Here is an 18606-nt window from a genome sequence, read left to right as displayed (position 1 = left end):
GAGATAATGGAAAACGAAGAGTTAAAAGATATACTTTTAGAAAAGGATGATGAGGCAAAGGGCGCAAAACTAAAGAAACTTCTTATGTTTATAGCAGCTCTTGTTATACTTTTTTTAATCATCATCGTAGCCATGAAGCTTATAAACTCAGGCGACTCAACACAAGCACAAAACGAAGCTGACTCAAGACTAGTTCTGCCTCCAGTGCCAGCAGAGCAGCCAGTCGATACACAGGTGCCTGCACAAGATACAAATTCAGATGTTAAAAAAGGCGATACTCAGCTTTTCGAGCAAGTACCAATCGTGCCTGAAAATAAGCAGCAAGATGATTTTGAAGATATGATCAAAAAGCTAAAAGATAAAGAAGGTGCAAAATCAGCTCCTAAAACTGAAGAGCCAAAAGAGATAGTAAAAGCTGTCGAGCATCCAGCTGAAGCACCTAAAAAAGCTGAGGCAAAGGTAGAAGCTCCAGCTAAAAAAGCTGAAACAAAAAGCGAAGCTAAAGCAGAGAAAAAAGCTGAAGCAAAGCCAGCCAAAACTGAGGCAAAAACCGAGAAGAAAGCTGAAACTAAAGCTGAGAAAAAACCTGAAACTAAGGTAGAAAAAAAGGCTGAAGCTCCTGCAAAAGTAGAAAAAGTAGAGAAAAAAGCTGAAGCTCCAGCAAAAGCCGAGAGCGTCGCAAAAGGCTCTTATGTACAAGTATTTGCAACTAGCAAATTTAACCCAAATGCCGACTATATGAAAAAAATAGCAGCCAAAGGATATAGCTACAAAACTATAAAAGCTGGTGAGCTAACTAAAATTTTAGTTGGTCCATTTGATGAAAAAGGGCTACAAAAAGCTGTAAATGACATAAGAAAAGATGTCAATAAAGACGCTTTTGTCTTTAGAACAAAATGAAAACCTTCGCAGTTTTTGGAGATCCGATAGCTCACTCGGTATCTCCAAGACTACACAACAAAGCCATTGCCGATCTAGCTCTTGATGCCCTATATACTAGGGTTTTGCTAAAAGATGGCAATGAGCTAATCAATAAATTTAAATCCCTAAAACTAAACGGCGCAAATGTCACGCTCCCACACAAAGAATTTGCTCTAAATTTAGCCGATGAGGCCTCAGAGGCAGCACGTAAAATAGGCTCTGCAAACACCTTGGTGCTAAAAAATGAGAAAATTTATGCCTACAACACCGACGCACCTGGCTTTTTAAAAGCGATAGCAAATTTCAAAGAGGCAAAAAGCGCCATCATCCTTGGAGCTGGAGGCACCGCAAATGCCCTAGCCTACGCACTTAGATCGCAAAACATAGATGTTTGCATACTAAATAGAAGCAAGGCAAGACTTGATAAATTTAAAGATCACTATGAGTGCTTTAGCTGGGATGACTATAAAGAGCACAAATTTGATCTAGTGATAAATTCAACCTCAGCAGGGCTAAAAGATGACCTTTTGCCAGCACCAAAAGAGATTTTAGATGGCATTTTAAAAAGCGCTAAATTTGCATTTGATGTTATTTACGGCAAGCAAACGCCATTTTTAAAAGAGGCAAAAAACCAAAATTTAGCATGCAAAGACGGAGCTGATATGCTCTTGTATCAAGCGGTTTTAGCATTAAATTTATTTTATAATGGCAGCCTCGATGAGAAAAAGATAGAAATTTCTATGCGAGAGGCTCTTAGTTTATAAAGCTCGCAAGACCACATCGTTTAAAATCAAAATGGATAAATCATCAAGCTTGATAAATAATGCCCTAAAGCTTAGCGATATAAATTTTAACTCCTTTAGCCACTCTAAAAACTGGATCGGCTTTTTTGAGATAGAGGATGAAAACTGGGCTTCTGGCGTAGATACCGCACTAAAGCTATTTGATAAATATTTTAATAAATTTAAAAATGAAGCATTTGTCATAAGCGCCTTAAACTACGACGATACTAACTTGAGCGATGAAACGCTTGAAATAAAAACTTTGCACGATAAATTTAAAAAGCTAGGCATCTTACAAGAGCCAAATGAGCACTTTGATCTTGATATAAATAGTGAAATTTTGCTGCCTGCCATCTGCCTTAGGATAGACACTTTAAAATTTGATGAGATCAAAGATCTAGCTAAACTACTTATGCTTTATACATACTCCTTAAACGAGTGGTGCTTTTTTATCTTTCCAAGCCTAAATTTAGCGCTTTATCCACATGATGAGAAGGGCTTTGGCTGCATCGGACTAAATGACGATATAAAAAATGGATTAAATTTTCTAGAGTTTTGCAAAAGAGAGAAAAATGCAAAGGTTGTTTTAAAAGAGCAAATAAATTTTAAAATCAAGCAAAACTAAAAGCCCTCCCTTGCCGAAGCAAAGGAGGAAAAAAAATTTATTTCTCAAACGCTTTTTGCAAGCTAAATGGAAACGCTTGATAGCCCATAGCATTTGTCATCTTTATCTCGATGCTAGGCTCTTTTGCGCCCCACTCAAACTCATCGATGTGTGGGCTAGGAAGTCCTACTGGGCGACCTTTTGCGATGTCAAACTGCATGCCAGCAACAGCTGAATAGACCATCACGCTATCAAGGTCATCTTGATACTGCGTAAGGCTAGTAACCGAGCTATACCACTCTTTGCCGCGCTCTTTGCCGTACTCCCAGATCTGCTCAACGGTCTTTTTGTTCTCATCGATCTTATAAACGACCGCACGAGAGTACTTCATGCCAGCGATGGCTGGTTGCTCCATGCCCCTTGTGTCGCCGTTGTCAAAGACACTTAGATAAATTTCGCCTTTTTTAGACTTGCTATCTATCCTAAATGCTGTGTGCTGCGTCCATTGCCAGTCAAAGCCACCTTTGTCGCTCTCGTATCCTGGGCATTTTGAGTACTCATCTTCGCAGATGATCTTGTTGCCTTTGCTATCAACTGGCTGAAGAAGCTTATCTTTAAATTTATCGCTCCAGCCCTTGTGAGCGCCCATGATCCATTTTACTTGTTTGTCACGGCCGATCTTTATAACTGCGTCTTGGTGGCGGCTTGAGATGATGATGCTATCATCGCTTGGGTCATAATCCACGCTATTTACGTGCGCCCAGTTGCGTCCTGGACCTGCTCCTACTATGTCGCCCCATTTATCATGCGTATCCATAGACTGAAGCTCATCAGAGCTTGCAGTATGGCCTGCTTTCTTAGCGTCTATATTTAAGCAAACTGCGCCTTGATCAAGTGTTTTTAGCACGATATCGCGGTAAGGATCAAGGATCTCATATAGTCTAAAGTCATCAACTACGTTGCCGTCGCGGTCAAGCTCAACGATGACGTCGCGCACTGTTCTTACGTTTTTGCCATCAGCCCTTTTGTAGTCGGCATTTGCCACACGCAAGAAGTAGTGTCCATTTTGTGCTACGTCCATTGAGTGAGAGAAGTCGTTGTAGCTAGCTGGTAGCTCGCGGTTGAAAATTTCTCTACCCATGATGTCGTATTTTGCATATCTTTGACCGTATCCCCAAGTCATCGCACCATCGTCATTTTGCTTAAAGCCCATCATAACGCCAGCGTGAAATGGCTGTTTAAGATCGTAAATTTTACTTGGCTCAAGATACCATCTAACCTCGCCTTTTGTATCAAGGATGAAGTTATTTGGGCTGTAGTTCCACTCGATCGCACCGCCAGCTGGGTTGTTCCAAACGACTTTTGTGCCCTTGCCTGTTTTATTTACAAAGTTATTTACATAGTAGAGGCGGTTTGCAAATTTAGCGCTTGCTGGCTTAGTAACCTCGATCTTGTCAAATAGCGCGCCCTTTTGATTTGGCGTGCCAGCGCTCTCTAGGTAGATAGCTGGGGCGTAAATTTTATAGCTCTCTTTTATATGCTCGGTCTTGCCCTTGTAGCTCTTGTCGTACTCGACCTCAACGGTGTTTTGATAGTCAGGATACATGCCAAAAACTGGGATGCCGCCATGTGTGCGAAGATGCTTGTCAGCCACTTTGTAGCTTATCACCTGACCGCCTTGCTTTGGCACGATAGTGACCTTAGCGTTGCTTAGTGTGTAGCCACCATTTTTTATGACTGCTGTAAGTGGGGCAGTATCGTATGGATTTACCACTACTTCGCCGATCTGCCCAGTGATAGCGTAGTCAAGTTTAGCTCCGCTTGGACCGCCTATCGCAAAAGCGCTCGAGCAAAGCACAGAGGCTAGTGCAACACAACTCAAAGTCTTTTTCATAACATCTCCTTTAGATAAATTTTATAAACTCTACTCATAAAGCTTATAAAATTTAGAAAAAGCCTTGGCAAAAACCAAGGCTTAAATCAGTAAAAGGAATAACAAAAATGATTTGCTTTGTGTGTAATTGTAGTAAATCTTTATAACATAAATTTCACGCTAAAGTTAATACTAGCTTAAAATTTAAAAATATATTTAAAATTTATTAAATAGCGTATTCAACCTCGTTATCTTCGCCATTTATAAGGTCAAAGATCTTAGCTTTTAGCTCAAAATACTTTAGATCATGCACGCCAAAATTTGGATTGATTATCTCTTTTATGATCACGCCATCGTGTAAGATCACGATCTTATCAGCCAAAAATAGCGCCTCATCGATATCATGCGTGACAAAGATAGTGGTTTGAGTCTTTGACATCTGCTTTAAGCTTTTTTGTAAATTTGTCCTTGTTATTGGATCAAGCGCAGAAAATGGCTCGTCCAAAAACAGCACCTCAGGGCTTAAGCTAAGTGCCCTTGCTATGGCGACACGCTGCTTTTGACCGCCACTTAGCGAGTGTGGGAAGAGCTCAGCCTTGTGAGAAAGGCTAACAAGCTCCAGAAATTTACTAGCTCTCTTTTCTTGTTCAAATTTATCCTTTATGCCAGAGCATTTTAGGGCAAATTTGATGTTATCTTTTGCGCTTAGCCACGGCATTAGCGAGTAGGTTTGAGTGATGATCTGGCGCGATTTGTCTAGTGAAATTTTCTTTGTATAAATTTTATTTTGCATTGAAATTTCACCGCTACTAAGCTCGCTCGTGCCACTTAGGATGTTTAAAAGTGTCGTCTTGCCAGAGCCACTGCCGCCAAGCAAAACGCAAAATTCATTCTGCTTTATCTCTAAATTTATCCCTTTTAAAATTTTAGCGTCCCCAAAAGATTTGGTTAAATTTTTTATCTTTATCATCGTCCAAGCCTCTCCCCTGCGTATCTTTCAATGAGCGAAAAGATGAAATTTATCACGATACCTATCACGCCGATCACAAAAATCACCGCCATTACGCTATCTATCCTAAGCTGGTTTCTAGCGTCTATTATGAGATATCCTAGCCCGCTTTGCGCTCCAACCATCTCGCCAACTACTAAATTTATCCAAGCAAGGCTCGCTGCTAGTTTTAGCCCTGAGATGATGCTAAAAAGGCTTGCTGGCATGATGACGCCAGTGATTATTTGCATTTTGCTAGCTCCAAAGCCACGAGCCGCCAAAACAAGCTCATTTGGCACGCTTTTTACGGCATTTATAGTAAGAAGCAGCATAGGGAAAAATATCGCATAAGCGATGATGAAAATGGTCGGTTTATCTCCGATACCAAAGGCAAGAACTATCAAAGGTATCCAAGCAATCGGCGAAATAGGACGCAAAAGCCCGATAAGTGGCTCAAATGCGTTTGCAAATTTAGGAAAAAGTCCAAATATAAGTCCAACCAAAACCGCAACAAACGAGCCAACGAGAAGTCCTATGACGTATCTAATGAGTGAGTCAGTGACGCCAAGAAGCAGTTTGCCACTTTTTGCAAGCTCGAAAAATGCGCTTATTACCTCTTTTACGCTTGGTACTAAGTCCCCACTAAAAGCTTGCCAGATAAGCAAAGCTAGGGCTAAAACGAGAATTTGAAAAAGGTATTTCATCTTTGCTCCAAGTATGAGTTTATATCTAAATTTGCTAGTTTTTGATTGCCTAAATTTTTGCTGATTAGAAATTCTTTTAGCTCCTCTAGCTCTTCTGCCTTTAGGCTTAGATCGTCGTAGCTTACGATCTCTTTATCAAGCACTAGCTTTAATAAATTTGCATTTTGACCTAGTATCTCATTGCCCAAAAGTGCGCTTTTTTCGTGATCTTTTGTGATAAAGCTTGCTGCTTTTCTAAAAGCATCTAAAAGCTCGTTAAAATAAGGCTTTGAGAGAATTTCTTCTTGAAAATTTAGTGTGCAGCAGATGTGGTTTGGCTTTATATCTTTTGAAAAGAGTAAATTTTTAGCCCTGCCTTTAAAATTTACCGCCATTTGCCCAAATGGCTCAGCCACGATATAAGCGTCTATCTGATGGCTAAGAAGCGCAAAAGGCATCTCAGGTGGCGCCATCTCGGTGATATCTGCGCTAATATTTTCACGCTCTAAGATCGTATCAAGTAAAAAATAGTGCATGCTAAATTTTGAAGGCACAGCGATCTTTTTGCCAGCAAGCTGCTTAAGACCGGCCACGTCGCTTCTAGCCACAAGGGCTGAGCCATTTTTATGAGCTGATAGCACGGTCTTTATCTTTGCGCCATTTGCTCTTAGCATAAGACCTAGTGGAGCTAGCATAAAAGCCCCGTCAATCGCCCCTGCCCTAAGCGCCTCAGCTAGATCAACCCAGCTAGCAAATTTAATGGGCACTATCATGAAATTTTCACTTTTATAAAGCTTTGAAGCGATGATGCATAGATGATCGCTTATCGGCACAAAGCCTATTTTTACGCCGATCTTTGGAGTGCTTGCTAGAGCTTTTTGGCTACTAAGAGCCAAGAAAGAGCCTAAAATTTGTAAAGCGTAACGCCTTGTCATAAATTTTCCTGAATTTTATTTTAAGTGTGTAATTATAGTAGCCAAAGCTAAAATTTACACTAAATTTATCCCAAATCAATCTCTGTGAAAATTTTTGATGATATAATCCAAGACTTATCCAAAAGATAAAATTTACTTGCATAAGGAGCAAAAATGCAAACAAACGACGAAATTTTAGGCATCAAGATCCAGAAATACGGACTTGATAAAGAGGCTAAGCCAAATGAAAAAGGCTTTTATGACTACAAAGACGAGGCAGAATTTACAGACTACTCAAACGCTATCTCACTTTATAAAAAAACCTTTCCAAATAAGCAAAAAGTAATCGAAGAGACACCTGATCCAGCCGTTAGCGAAATGCTCCTAAAAATGCAAGATATGGGGATCGAGACTGTTTTTGATAGATTTGACAAGCAAAAGCCACAATGCACCTTTGGCATGGCTGGAATTTGCTGTAAGATCTGCTTTATGGGGCCATGTAAGATCACATCAAAGGCAACTCGTGGCGTGTGCGGTGCTGATGCGGACGTCATCGTAGCTAGAAATTTACTCCGTCACGTAGCTGGCGGTGCTGCGGCTCACGGTGCAAGAGGCAGAGAAAACATGCTAGCTCTTAAAAACGCAGCAACTGGCAAGCTAAATATCCCAATAGAAGGCGAAGAGAAAGTGCGTGCAGTCGCAAAGGCTTTTGGGCTTGATGAGAGCAAAAGCATAAACGAGCTTGCCTCGCAGATCGCTGATATCTTGCTTGAAGATCTATCTCGCACCTTGCCACAAGAGCACAAAGCTATAAAGACCTTTGCTCCAAAAGAGCGCCAAGAGGTGTGGAAAAAGCTTGATATCTTGCCAATAGGCGTCTATCACGAGGTTACAGAGAGCCTTCACAGAACGAGTACCGGCACAGATGGCGACTGGAGAAATGTAATGAAGCAGTTTTTCCGCACAGGCCTAGCTTACGCTTGGTCAAGCACGCTTGGCACGTCTATTGCGATGGATTGTCTATTTGGTCTGCCAAAGTTAAATGACTCAAAGATAAATTTAGGCGCTATCAAAAAAGGCTACGTAAATATCGCTCTTCACGGACACTCTCCACTTTTAGTAAGTGTCGTCGTTAAGCTTGGCAAGAGTGAGAAATTTCAAAATTTAGCTAAAGAAAAGGGTGCGTTAGGCATTCAGTTTTATGGTGTTTGCTGTAACGGACTTTCGGCTATGTACCGCTACGACGGCGTTATACCGCTTTCAAACGCAGTTGGTGCAGAGCTTGTTGTTGGCACAGGGGCGCTTGATCTTTGGCTAGCTGACGTGCAAGATGTCTATCCTACCGTTATGGAGGTGGCAAGGTGCTTCAAAACGACAGTCATCACTACAAGCGACTCTGCAAGGCTTCCTGGGGCTGAGCACATCGGCTTTGATCATCATCACTCAAATATGAGCGAAATTTACGAGATCGCAGAGAAAATTTTATATAGAGCGCTTGAGAGCCACGAAGCTAGAAAAGGCATACCAGTGCATATCCCGCAATACGAAGTCGAAGCTAAAATGGGCTTTTCACTAGAAAATGTAAATAAAATTTTTGGCTCAACGCAGGTTATCGCTGATGCGATAAAAGAGGGCAAGATCCTTGGACTTGTAAATTTAGTCGGCTGCTCAAACCCACGCGTAGTTTATGAAAAAGCTGTCGTAAACGTAGCTAGAACGCTTCTAAAAAACAATGTCCTAATAATGACAAACGGCTGTGCCTCATTTCCGCTACTAAAAACAGGACTTTGCAATGCAAATGCGCTTGAATACTGCGGCGATAGCTTGAGAGAATTTTTAGCCCCTTATAAGATCCCGCCGATCTGGCACATGGGCGAGTGCTTGGACAACGCTAGGGCTTCAGCGATGTTTAATGCGCTTAGTCAAAACTTAAGCACTGATATCAAAGACCTGCCATACGCATTTTCAAGCCCTGAGTGGTCAAATGAAAAGGGCATAGATGCCGCACTTGGCTTTAGACTACTTGGAATTTCATCTTACCACTGCGTATTTGCCCCAGTTCAAGGCTCAAAAAATGTTGAAGAATTTATGGCAAATGGTACATTGCCGATCCTTGGCTCAAAAATGGTAGTAAATCTTGATCCTGTCGCACTTGCTGAAAATATCGTAGCTGATATGAAAGCAAAACGAGAAAAACTTGGCTGGAGAGCGTAAGATAAATTTACACGCTAAGCACTTTAGTCTGCTCCAAAAAGCCACTTTGGCGGAGCAGATCTTATCAAACGTGATCAAAATAAGATGAAATTTTGCTTCTAAAATGCTTTTGTGATTTTGCTAAAAATAAAGCTAAGTCTTAATCCTAGATGGATTTTTGTATCGCAACTTTAAACATTTATATAAAGTCTAAATTTAAAACAAAATAAAAGAGCTAAATCAGCTAGATTTATTTAAGCCTGCGATATAGCCTCCCTTAAAAATCTATGTTCTTTAAAAAATTTTCGGAGTGATTTTTGCTCTTTTGGACCGATCTTGTAGCTTATAAATTTAAGATACCACTTGATATCTTGCTCGCTTATATCACGGCTTTTGGCATACTGGGCTAATATATAATTTGGGATTTTTACATTTTTTTGCAAAAAATTTGCGACCAGCCTTTTGTAAAACGAGCCATTTTTTACGTAAGAAAATCTACCAAAAACAAATGGCAAATTTGTCCTTTCGTGCCAAATTTGACCAAGGTCGTAAAAGCACTCTTTGCCATCGCTTAAATATGCCTTTAGCGCCCTGTCGCCTATGATCACCTCGCCATTTAGCTTAAGCACCTTGGCTAGGGCGTTTGAGCTAGCTGAAGCTGGGTCAAATTTCATATCTGAGTTTTTGCGCACAAGCACGCTTTTGACATCTTTTTTGGCGACTATTCCAAAATTTAGCTTCTTTAAATTTGCCTTTTTGCTAGCTATGCTTGAGATAACCGCAGCGTCGATCTTTCTAGTGTTTAGGGCTCTATTTAGCTTGCTTGGCACACCTTTTTTAAACTCGATCGCCTTTTTTATCTGAGAGCTTAGTGGGGCTGATTTTAAAAATACGTGAAATGGGAGTAAATTTAGATAATCAATCTTTCCAAATATCATTTTTCATCTTTTACAAGCTCAAATTTAACTAGCGCGTTTTCGTTGCAAACGTCGCGAAATAGCTGGATTAAGCTCTCTTTTGTGGCACTATCTAAAGCATTTTCGTTTTTTAGCTTTATAAGCGTTGGCTCATTTACCTCGCAAAGGCAGTCAAAGAGCGCGTCTAAATTTTTGCCGTAGTACTCTGGCAGGTCAAATTTCTTCGCAAAATACTCATGCATATTCTCTTTTTCGACCATCTTTTTTGCATCTAGGCTCACGCTTTTCATTGCATCCTCTTCTCATAAAGCAGGTAAAAATGCTCGTAGTGATCGGGCGTGTAGTAGATAAGCCCGTCGTTTGAATATAAAATTCTCTCAGCGCCGCGCCTGCCGCCATTATAATTCACATCGCACTCAAACCACTTTCTACCATCAGCCTCAGGCAGCCTCTTTTCTCTGTTTGAAAATCTATCCCCGCCGATACTTTTGCCGCCGCTTATCTGCCATAAATTTCCGCTTTTTGCGTCCCAGCCAAGAGCCATTGCCTCTTTTTTAGTTATGAAATTCTTTGGTAGCTTGTTAAATTTATAGATATAAAGTGCGACCTCATCTTTTGAGGTGTATGAGCCATTTTCTGCGAGGCTCTGGCTCTTTTGCCCCTCTTTGTTTAGCTGCTCAAGTAAAATTTGAGCGTTTTTGTTTGCCTCGCCACCCTCTTTTGAAAAAAAGAAAGTACCGATGATGATAGCTATTACAAAGGCAACTAGAGCTGGCAAAAGTCTTTTGTTCAAATTTAGCCCTTAAAGAGTGTTAAAAACTCTATCGCCAGCGTCACCAAGACCTGGAACGATGTAGTTTTTCTCATTTAGTTTCTCATCGATCGATGCCGTATAGACCTCAACGTCTGGGTAAATTTCACTAAATCTCTTTAGCCCCTCAGGTGCGGCGATGATAGAGATAAATTTGATCTCTTTAACGCCCTTTTCACGCAAAAACTTAACCGCGTCTATCGCCGTGCCACCAGTTGCAAACATAGGATCTATGATGATCGCCATGCGCTCTTTTGCGTCTTTTGGAAGCTTTGCGTAGAAAAACTCAGCCTGCGCTGTCTCTTCGTTTCGCTGAAAGCCCAAAAAGCCAACGCTCGCATCTGGTATGATGGTAAAGACGCTATCAAGCATGCCAAGAGCAGCCCTTAAGATAGGGCATATCATCACCTTTGTAGTTAGCCTCTTTGCGTCTGCCACCGCAACTGGTGTTTGGACTTTGACATCTTTTACCTTTAAATTTCTAGTCGCCTCAAAGATCATAAGGTAACTGATCTCATCAACTAGCATGCGAAACTGAAAAGGCTGGGTGTTTTTATCACGTAAGATTGTTAATTTATGCTCGATCAATGGGTGTGAGATGAGCTTCACGTTTTGCATTTTTTGTCCTTAAATTTACTGTTTTTACAAGGTTTGTCTTTTACAAAATGCCAAGAGAAGAATTTAGCCCAAAATTTGGGCTAAATTTGATTAAAAACCTTTTGCAAGTTTGGCTTTGTAAGCCTCAACATCAAAATCTTTTACTCTCGCTACGCCATCTTCAACTGCGGCTTTTGCAACTGCTGGAGCGACCGCTGTTAGTACGCGCTTGTCAAATGGTTTTGGGATGATGTACTCTTTGCCAAATTTTAGCTCACTAACGCCACTTGCTTTTAAAACTTCAGCTGGCACTGGCTCTTTTGCAAGCTGCGCAAGAGCTTTAGCTGCAGCCATTTTCATATTTTCAGTGATCTTTTTAGCCCTAACGTCAAGCGCGCCTCTAAAGATAAATGGAAAGCCCAAAACGTTATTTACTTGGTTAGGATAGTCGCTTCTGCCTGTGCCCATCATAACGTCATCTCTTACAGCTACAACGTCCTCTGGGAAAATTTCAGGCACTGGGTTTGCCAAAGCAAAGATGATAGGCTCTTTGTTCATTGAAGCAACCATCTCTTTTGTCACAACGCCAGGCTTAGAAAGACCTAAAAACATATCAGCGCCTTTCATTGCATCAGATAGTGTCCTATCCTCGGTCTCAAGCGCAAATTCAACCTTCTCTGGAGTTAGGTCTGTTCTTTTTGAGTGGATGACGCCTTTGCTATCTATCATCACGATGTGTTTTGCGCCAAGTGCTTTATACATCTTTGCGCAAGCGATGCCAGCTGCACCAGCGCCGCTAACTACGATCTTTATCTTAGATATATCTTTGCCAGAAATTTCCATCGCATTTATAATGCCAGCGCTTGTTATCATCGCTGTGCCGTGCTGATCGTCGTGCATTACAGGGATATCGACTGCTTCTTGAAGCTTTCTTTCGATCTCAAAGCACTTTGGAGCGCGGATATCTTCTAAATTTATACCGCCAAATGTAGGAGCAAGAGCCTTGCAAATTTCAACGATCTTATCAGGATCGTGCTCATCTAGCTCGATGTCAAAGGCATCAACGTTTGCAAATTTCTTAAATAGCACCGCCTTGCCCTCCATAACTGGCTTACCAGCGATAGCACCGATGTCACCAAGTCCAAGAACAGCCGTGCCATCAGTGATGACAGCTACTAAATTTGCCTTGTTTGTATATTTATAAGCTAGCTCAGTGTCTGCATTTATCTCACGGCATGGCTCAGCAACGCCCGGAGTATAGGCCATTGAAAGGTCTCTTGAAGTCTCGCAAGGTGTCTTTACCCTGATCTCGATCTTACCGCCTATGTGGTAGTTTAGTGCCTCTTCTTTAGTTACATGTGTCATTTCTCTTCCTTTAATAAATTTTGTATTCTGTTTTTGATCTCGTTGCTACCTACTACTTCAAGCACCTCAAATATACTTGGGCTCACGCTTGAGCCAGTTAGCGCTATCCTTAGGGCCTGAGCTAGGTCTTTTAGTTTTAAGCCATTTTGCTCTAAAAATTTATTAGTTAGCTCCTCATAGCCTTTAGCGTCAAGGTCACGGTCTAAAATTTGAGCAAATTTTGCCAAAATTTCTTTGCTATTTTCATTTATAAATTTAGCCCAAGCTTTCTCGTCGTAGCTTTTTGGAGCATTTATGATAGCATTTGCGCTATTTGCCATTTCGATCAAGGTCTTTGACCTCTCACGAAGCGAATTTAGCAGTAGCTCACCCTTTGCCAAAGCCCTAAAATCCACGCCAAATTCAAGCATATCGTGCGCTAGCCTCTCATAAGGCAAAGTTTTTATATAGTGGGAATTTAGCCAGTCAAGCTTTTGAGCGTTGTAGGTGCTTGAACTTTTGTTGATATCGTTTGGATTGAAGTATTTAAGCATATCCTCGATAGTAAAAATCTCATCATCGCCGTGGCTCCAGCCAAGACGAACGAGAAAATTTAAGAGCGCTTCAGGCAAGTAGCCCATTTTTTTATACTCCATAACGTCAGTCGCACCATGCCTTTTGCTAAGCTTTTTGCCGTCCTCACCGTTTATCATAGCGACGTGATAAAATTTTGGCACCTTAAAGCCAAGTGCCTCGTAAAGAACGATCTGTTTTGGGGTATTTGAGAGGTGGTCATCGCCGCGAATAACGTCAGTTACGCCCATTAGCGCATCGTCTATCACAACTGTGAAGTTATATGTCGGTGTGCCGTCGCTTCTTGCGATGATGAAGTCGTCTAAGATATCTTCAACCTTAAATTTAACCTCGCCTTTTATGCCATCATGTATGACGATCTCGCCACTAAGCGGGGCTTTTATACGGATGACTGGCTCGATACCAGCTGGAGGCGTGCCAGTAAAATCTCTATATCTATTATCGTATTTTGGGCGCTCTTTTCTTGCCTCTTGGCTAGCTCTAAGCTCTTCAAGCTCGTCCTTGCTCATGTAGCATTTGTAGGCTTTGCCCTCATCAAGCAGCTTTTTAACATATTCTTTATAAATGTCAAACCTCTTTGACTGATAGGTCACTTCGCCGTCGTGATCTAGCTTGCACCAAGCAAATGCCTCTTTTATGGCTTGTGTGGCTTCTTCTGAGTTTCGTTTTAAGTCAGTATCTTCGATGCGGAGCAGAAATTTTCCATTGTTAGCTCTTGCGTATAAATAATTATAAAGAGCTGTCCTAAGTCCGCCTATGTGTAGGTATCCAGTAGGCGACGGAGCAAATCTAGTAACTATCATTTTGTGCCTTATTTTTATGTTATAATTGCCCAAAATTATATTTACTAAATACTTAAATAAAGGTTTCATTATGAAAAAATTGCTCTTTTTGGCTGCTGGCGTGTTAAGTGCCTTAAATTTATATTCAGCTCAGATGATAAACGGCATCGCAGCTATCGTAGAGAACGAGCCTATCACGCTTTACGAGGTTTATAGCTTGAAGGAACAGCTAAAGACAACAGAGCAGGACGCTTTAAATTTGCTTATCAGAGATAGGCTTGAAGATGCGCAGATAAAAAACTTAAATTTAAGCGTTACGCCTTTTGAGCTAAACGACAGGATCGAGGCGATCGCAAAGCAAAATGGCATGACAAATTCGCAGTTTAGAAGCTCTATCCAAGCTCAAGGCATGGACTTTTTGGACTTTAAAAACAACCTAGAGCACAAGATGCTTCAAGAAAAACTTTATAAAAGCATAGCTGCTGAGGCTGGCAAAAATATAAATGAGCAAAAAGCAAAGGCGTATTTTGACGCTAATCCTGATAAATTTAAGGTCTTTAGCACCGCTAGAGTCGTAGTTTATAGAGCAAAAGACCCTGATCTGCTTGAAGCTCAAAAGACAAGTCCGAAGCTACTAGACGGCGTGCAAACGCAAGAGGTGAGTTTGGACTATCAAAGCATAGATCCAAGACTTGCTGCGATCATCTCAAGCACAAATAACGGCGACTACACACAGCCTTTGCAAGGACCTGATAGCTTTGATATGTTTTTAGTAAAAGAGAAGATCGGCTCATACACACCAAGCTTTGCTGATGTAAAAGATAACGTTATAAATGAGCTTTACCAAGGCGAGCAAGAAAAATTAATGAGTGATTACTTCGAAAAACTCCGCGCAAAAGCAAAAATTCAAATCCTAAGATAACTTCAAATTTAGCCACTTTGGTGGCTAAATTTCTCTAAAATTTAAATTTAAAATTTATAAGCAAAAACCTGCAAAAGTAGCCAAATTTATTTAAGCTTTTTTAGTGAAAAATCCAATATAGATAGCATAGATATAAGGGTTGCTACAGCATAAAGAGCAAAAGGTGTGATGCCAGCTCCTGAGCTTGCTAAGATAAAGTTGTGACTTATAGCGGCTCCAGCTCCCATGCCTAAAACAAAAAACTGAGCTTCAAAGCCAAATTTGTATTGATTTAGCACTCAATTTGTGATGCTTGCGCAGACGATGATAGAGATGACGCCATAAAACATCGAAAAGTCACACTCGAAAATTTTACTGATAGCTCCCACTGAGCAAAATTTACTTCTTTGCATAAATGCACCATTTTTGCCAAGTTTTAGACCAAAGACAAGTGCTAGTAAAAGCAAAATAGCAATAATTAGTGGCAAAAATCCTATCGCCTTTGCATTGGTTTTGCTCTCAAGCAAAACGTAGCCGTTTTTTGAAAATTTATTCTAAAAAATGCTAGAAGTGGCGTTTAAATTTAACTATTTGATGAAAAAGAGATCAGTGAAAATTTTCTATCAGGTCTTTAAAAACTTCATAAAGTTTATTTACTTCGAGGGTGCTAACTCGTTCGTTTTTGGCGTGTATGCGGTCATTTATGACGCCAAATTCTATCGCATCTACGCCAAATTCAGCAAAGTGCCTTGCATCACTTGTGCCACCCTTTGTATTTAAAAGTGGCGTAACGCCGGTGATCTTTGTGACAGATGCCATTAAATTTCTTACGATCTTGCTATCTTTGTTTGTTAAAAATCTCTTCGAGCTTTGTTTGATACTAAGCTCGTAACTAAGCTCATCTAAAACGCTTCTAAGATAGCTCTCAACGTCATTTACATCGGTTAAATTTGAGTTTCTAACGTTAAACATTATGCTAAGCTCACTTGGCGTGACGTTGCAAACCTGCATGCCACCACGAATGTCCGTCACCACGATCTTGCTTGGGCTAAAAAACTCGCTCCCCCCGTCCATATCATGGTCGGCTATCTTACTTAAAAGTGGAGCTATCAAATTTACTGGATTTACACATTTTTCTGGGTATGCCACGTGTCCTTGAACGCCCTTTATTACGATCTTACCATTTATCGAGCCACGTCTGCCAACCTTTATACTATCGCCAAATTTCTTATCACAAGTTGGCTCAGCCACGACGCAAAATTTGGGCAGATCCCCTATCTCACGCAGATATTCAAGCGCTAAAGGCGTGCCATAAGTGCCATCGCCCTCTTCGTCACTTGTTAAGATGAGACTTAGCTTACCATCAAATTTTGCATCTTTAGCAGCACAAACAAAGGCAGCCACGCCACTTTTCATATCCTGCGCGCCCCTTGCGTAGATGTAGCCATCTTTTTCTAGTGGTGTAAATGGCTCGCTCTCCCAGCCATCTCCTGGAGGCACGACATCAACGTGTCCTGCAAAAGCTAGATGCTCGCCGTCTCCATAAATTTTAGAAAGTATGAGATTTTTTGTGCCATTTTTTTCTATAAATTTAGCCTCAAAATCAGGTAAAAATTTAGCGATAAACTCCAAACTGCCTGCATCATCTGGCGTGATAGAGCGAAAGCTTAAAAGCTCTTTTAAAAAGCCAACTACCACTAAAACGCCTTTTTAGAAGGAATTCCCAAGTAAAATCCTTGGAATTCGTCGATGCCTATCTCCTTACAGACGTTAAAGATTTCTTTAGAATGAACATACTCTGCGATCGTTTTTATGCCAAGATCCTTTGCAAATGCCACGATCGCGCTTGCGATGGCGTATGAGTCTTTATTGATATCGATATCTTTGATGATAGAGCCATCGATCTTCACGTAGTCTGGCTTGATCTTTATGATGTAAGAGAAGTTTGAGTAGCCAGAGCCAAAGTCGTCGATCGCTATCATAGCGCCCATGCTCTTTGCTCGCTCGATAAAGACTGAGACGCGCTCAGCACTCTTTAGCTCCTCGTCTTCAACTATCTCAAAAACTATCCTGCCAGCGACATTGTGCTTGTTTAGCAAATTTAAAACCAGCGCAGAGACGTCGCCATCTATCATATCTCGGCTGCTTAAATTTATAGAAAGAACCAAATTTGGATCTTCAATGAGGTGCTCAAAGCACTTTTTAATGAGCTGCTTTTCAAGGTCTGCATAGCGCTTGATACGCTTTGAGATATCCAAAAATACGCTTGGTGAGATGACATCGTCGCGGTCTAAAATTCTTATTAAGCATTCATATTTTATAGGGATCTTTTTCTCGTCAAATATCGGCTGAAAATACGGCACGATGTTGTCGTTTATCGTAGCGTTTTGGATCAGCTTTGAGCGCTCGATCTGATTTGCGTATTCATCTTTTTGACTTAGCCCTTTAAAGTAGCAAACATAGTCTTTATCAAGCGTCTTAGCTGATTTCAGCGCGATGGTTGCCTTTCTTAAAGTCTGGTCGCTATCAAGCGCAAAGCCTATGGTGTTGTGAATTTCTATATCATCGACCTCTGCGCCATTTTCATCTTTTATGCTAAGCATCCTGCCTTTAAAGATATCTAGTAAATTTTCAGCTAGCTCCTCGTATCTGTCGATAAAGTCGTTATTATCTTCGACCAAAGCAAATCTGTCCGCCTCTATACAATAAGCCTTCATATTCTCATTTTTGGCAAATTCTTTGATGAGATTTGCCATCTGTTTTAGTATCTGGTCGCAAACGTATTTGCCATAGTAGTCGTTCATCTTGCCAAAATCATCTATATCCATAAGTATCACTTTTGGATATTTATACTCGCTCACATCTTTTATGAGCGCTGCCTTGTTAAAAAGCCCAGTCATCGGATCGATATATAGCTTCTCTTGTAGCTGGGCGATCTTAGTAGTGCTCTCTTCTTTTACTTTTAGATAGTCAAATTTGATGTTTAGATACTTAAATACAAACCAAAGACAGACCGCAAGCCCTAAAAATAGACCAATCGAGCTTAAGATCAAAGTGACAGTCATATTTTTTATCAGCCACTGAAAATAAAATGGGTCGCTAGTGCCAGTTATCCTTTGATCGATATGCGCTTTAAAGCCTAAAATATAGTCATTTACGGCAACAAACATACATACTTTGGCGCTATTTTCTGGCAAAATTTCAGCCTTGAAATAATCCTTTTGAAAATCATGCGAGTAGATGTCACCACAGCTCTTGTCTTCGTAGTCTTTATTTACGAGGCTAGTTTCTGAAGACGCCTCTATCTTAAAGCCATTTTTGCCATTTTCTTTTAGCAAAAAGACTTCGCCAAAAGCGTTATCGGTTATATAATTTTGAAAATCTATAATATTAAATTTACTTATATTTTTAAGATAATTTACATATTGATATGTTAGATACTCGGTCTTTTTTTTGAGGCCAAAGTTGTTTGTAGAGAGCGCGTTATTGTATTTATACGAATAGACGATTAAATTTTCAGTTAAGAAAAATGCAAAAAGCAAAACCACGACCAAAGTGACAGTTTTAACCATACTAAAGTGCTTTTTTTGCGATTCGTCACCTGGCATAAAGTTTAAACTTCCTTTCTTAAATTTAAATTTTTCTACTGGATTATATCCAAGCTAAATAAAAATTTTCTTTCATTTTTTAATTAAAAATTTA

The 18606-nt window shown here is 40.5% G+C and carries 19 protein-coding genes; 5 read left to right on the top strand and 14 right to left on the bottom strand.

What is annotated here, in order from left to right; genetic code table 11:
* Positions 1-6: 6 nt before the first annotated feature.
* Genes CVS81_RS00795 through CVS81_RS00785 form a run of 3 tightly spaced genes read left to right on the top strand, consistent with a single transcriptional unit; the run spans position 7 to position 2328 of the window.
* Positions 7-900 (top strand): SPOR domain-containing protein, encoded by an 894-nt coding sequence (locus CVS81_RS00795; RefSeq protein ID WP_107964770.1) that lies wholly within the window; start codon positions 7-9, stop codon positions 898-900.
* Complete coding sequence (locus CVS81_RS00790; RefSeq protein ID WP_107964769.1) at positions 897-1685, top strand: shikimate dehydrogenase; 789 nt, start codon at positions 897-899, stop codon at positions 1683-1685. Before CVS81_RS00795 ends, CVS81_RS00790 begins: the two co-directional genes overlap by 4 nt.
* Positions 1686-1716: 31 nt before the next feature.
* Positions 1717-2328 carry a hypothetical protein gene (locus CVS81_RS00785; protein WP_107964768.1) on the top strand — a complete coding sequence of 204 codons (612 nt, stop codon included), beginning with the start codon at positions 1717-1719 and terminating at the stop codon, positions 2326-2328.
* A 37-nt stretch (positions 2329-2365) separates the two neighbouring features.
* Here CVS81_RS00785 and CVS81_RS00780 read toward each other — a convergent pair whose 3' ends face one another.
* The 4 genes from CVS81_RS00780 to CVS81_RS00765 all read right to left on the bottom strand — a co-directional run bounded on the left by CVS81_RS00780 (position 2366) and on the right by CVS81_RS00765 (position 6786).
* Positions 2366-4201, bottom strand: a complete 1836-nt coding sequence (locus CVS81_RS00780) for an aryl-sulfate sulfotransferase (protein WP_103621051.1) — start codon at positions 4199-4201, stop codon at positions 2366-2368.
* A 205-nt stretch (positions 4202-4406) separates the two neighbouring features.
* Positions 4407-5150 carry an ABC transporter ATP-binding protein gene (locus CVS81_RS00775; RefSeq protein WP_012140336.1) on the bottom strand — a complete coding sequence of 248 codons (744 nt, stop codon included), beginning with the start codon at positions 5148-5150 and terminating at the stop codon, positions 4407-4409.
* Positions 5147-5872, bottom strand: coding sequence for an ABC transporter permease (locus CVS81_RS00770; protein ID WP_107964767.1), 726 nt, complete (start codon positions 5870-5872; stop codon positions 5147-5149). The genes CVS81_RS00775 and CVS81_RS00770 overlap by 4 nt, the downstream gene beginning before the upstream one ends.
* Positions 5869-6786 (bottom strand): ABC transporter substrate-binding protein, encoded by a 918-nt coding sequence (locus tag CVS81_RS00765; RefSeq protein ID WP_107964766.1) that lies wholly within the window; start codon positions 6784-6786, stop codon positions 5869-5871. Before CVS81_RS00765 ends, CVS81_RS00770 begins: the two co-directional genes overlap by 4 nt.
* 153 nt (positions 6787-6939) lie before the next feature.
* On the opposite strand from CVS81_RS00765, the gene cooS reads away from it, so the two are divergent.
* Positions 6940-8979 (top strand): anaerobic carbon-monoxide dehydrogenase catalytic subunit, encoded by a 2040-nt coding sequence (gene cooS / locus CVS81_RS00760; RefSeq protein WP_107964765.1) that lies wholly within the window; start codon positions 6940-6942, stop codon positions 8977-8979.
* Positions 8980-9212: 233 nt separating this feature from the next.
* On the opposite strand, the gene CVS81_RS00755 is transcribed toward cooS, so the two are convergent.
* The 6 genes from CVS81_RS00755 to gltX all read right to left on the bottom strand — a co-directional run bounded on the left by CVS81_RS00755 (position 9213) and on the right by gltX (position 14024).
* Positions 9213-9896: an MqnA/MqnD/SBP family protein gene (locus tag CVS81_RS00755; protein WP_107964764.1), complete on the bottom strand. Its 684-nt coding sequence runs from the start codon at positions 9894-9896 to the stop codon at positions 9213-9215.
* Entirely contained in the window at positions 9893-10165 is a 273-nt protein-coding gene (locus CVS81_RS00750) for a barstar family protein (RefSeq protein WP_107964763.1), read from the bottom strand. Before CVS81_RS00750 ends, CVS81_RS00755 begins: the two co-directional genes overlap by 4 nt.
* On the bottom strand, positions 10162-10668 hold the full coding sequence (locus tag CVS81_RS00745; protein WP_021084510.1) for a ribonuclease domain-containing protein: 507 nt from the start codon (positions 10666-10668) through the stop codon (positions 10162-10164). The genes CVS81_RS00750 and CVS81_RS00745 overlap by 4 nt, the downstream gene beginning before the upstream one ends.
* Before the next feature lie 9 nt (positions 10669-10677).
* Positions 10678-11304, bottom strand: a complete 627-nt coding sequence (gene upp / locus CVS81_RS00740; protein WP_004317747.1) for a uracil phosphoribosyltransferase — start codon at positions 11302-11304, stop codon at positions 10678-10680.
* Between the two features lie 90 nt (positions 11305-11394).
* Positions 11395-12648 (bottom strand): malic enzyme-like NAD(P)-binding protein, encoded by a 1254-nt coding sequence (locus CVS81_RS00735; protein ID WP_107964762.1) that lies wholly within the window; start codon positions 12646-12648, stop codon positions 11395-11397.
* Positions 12645-14024, bottom strand: a complete 1380-nt coding sequence (gene gltX, locus CVS81_RS00730; RefSeq protein ID WP_107964761.1) for a glutamate--tRNA ligase — start codon at positions 14022-14024, stop codon at positions 12645-12647. Before gltX ends, CVS81_RS00735 begins: the two co-directional genes overlap by 4 nt.
* Positions 14025-14094: 70 nt before the next feature.
* Between gltX and CVS81_RS00725 the strand changes: the two genes are divergently transcribed.
* Entirely contained in the window at positions 14095-14925 is an 831-nt protein-coding gene (locus tag CVS81_RS00725) for a peptidylprolyl isomerase (RefSeq protein WP_021084537.1), read from the top strand.
* 86 nt (positions 14926-15011) lie between these two features.
* Here CVS81_RS00725 and CVS81_RS10160 read toward each other — a convergent pair whose 3' ends face one another.
* The 4 genes from CVS81_RS10160 to CVS81_RS00710 all read right to left on the bottom strand — a co-directional run bounded on the left by CVS81_RS10160 (position 15012) and on the right by CVS81_RS00710 (position 18512).
* Entirely contained in the window at positions 15012-15203 is a 192-nt protein-coding gene (locus CVS81_RS10160) for a hypothetical protein (protein WP_052292722.1), read from the bottom strand.
* Complete coding sequence (locus CVS81_RS10155) at positions 15204-15431, bottom strand: hypothetical protein (protein WP_234399496.1); 228 nt, start codon at positions 15429-15431, stop codon at positions 15204-15206.
* Between the two features lie 79 nt (positions 15432-15510).
* Positions 15511-16602, bottom strand: coding sequence for a succinyl-diaminopimelate desuccinylase (gene dapE, locus CVS81_RS00715; RefSeq protein ID WP_107964760.1), 1092 nt, complete (start codon positions 16600-16602; stop codon positions 15511-15513).
* Positions 16602-18512, bottom strand: coding sequence for an EAL domain-containing protein (locus CVS81_RS00710; RefSeq protein WP_107964759.1), 1911 nt, complete (start codon positions 18510-18512; stop codon positions 16602-16604). Before CVS81_RS00710 ends, dapE begins: the two co-directional genes overlap by 1 nt.
* Between the last annotated feature and the right edge of the window lie 94 nt (positions 18513-18606).

The organism is Campylobacter concisus (genome assembly GCF_003049065.1).
GTDB classification, from domain to species: Bacteria; Campylobacterota; Campylobacteria; order Campylobacterales; family Campylobacteraceae; genus Campylobacter_A; species Campylobacter_A concisus_BE.
The sequence above is the reverse complement of the archived record's forward strand: the minus strand, read 5'-3'. Positions and strand labels throughout refer to the sequence as shown.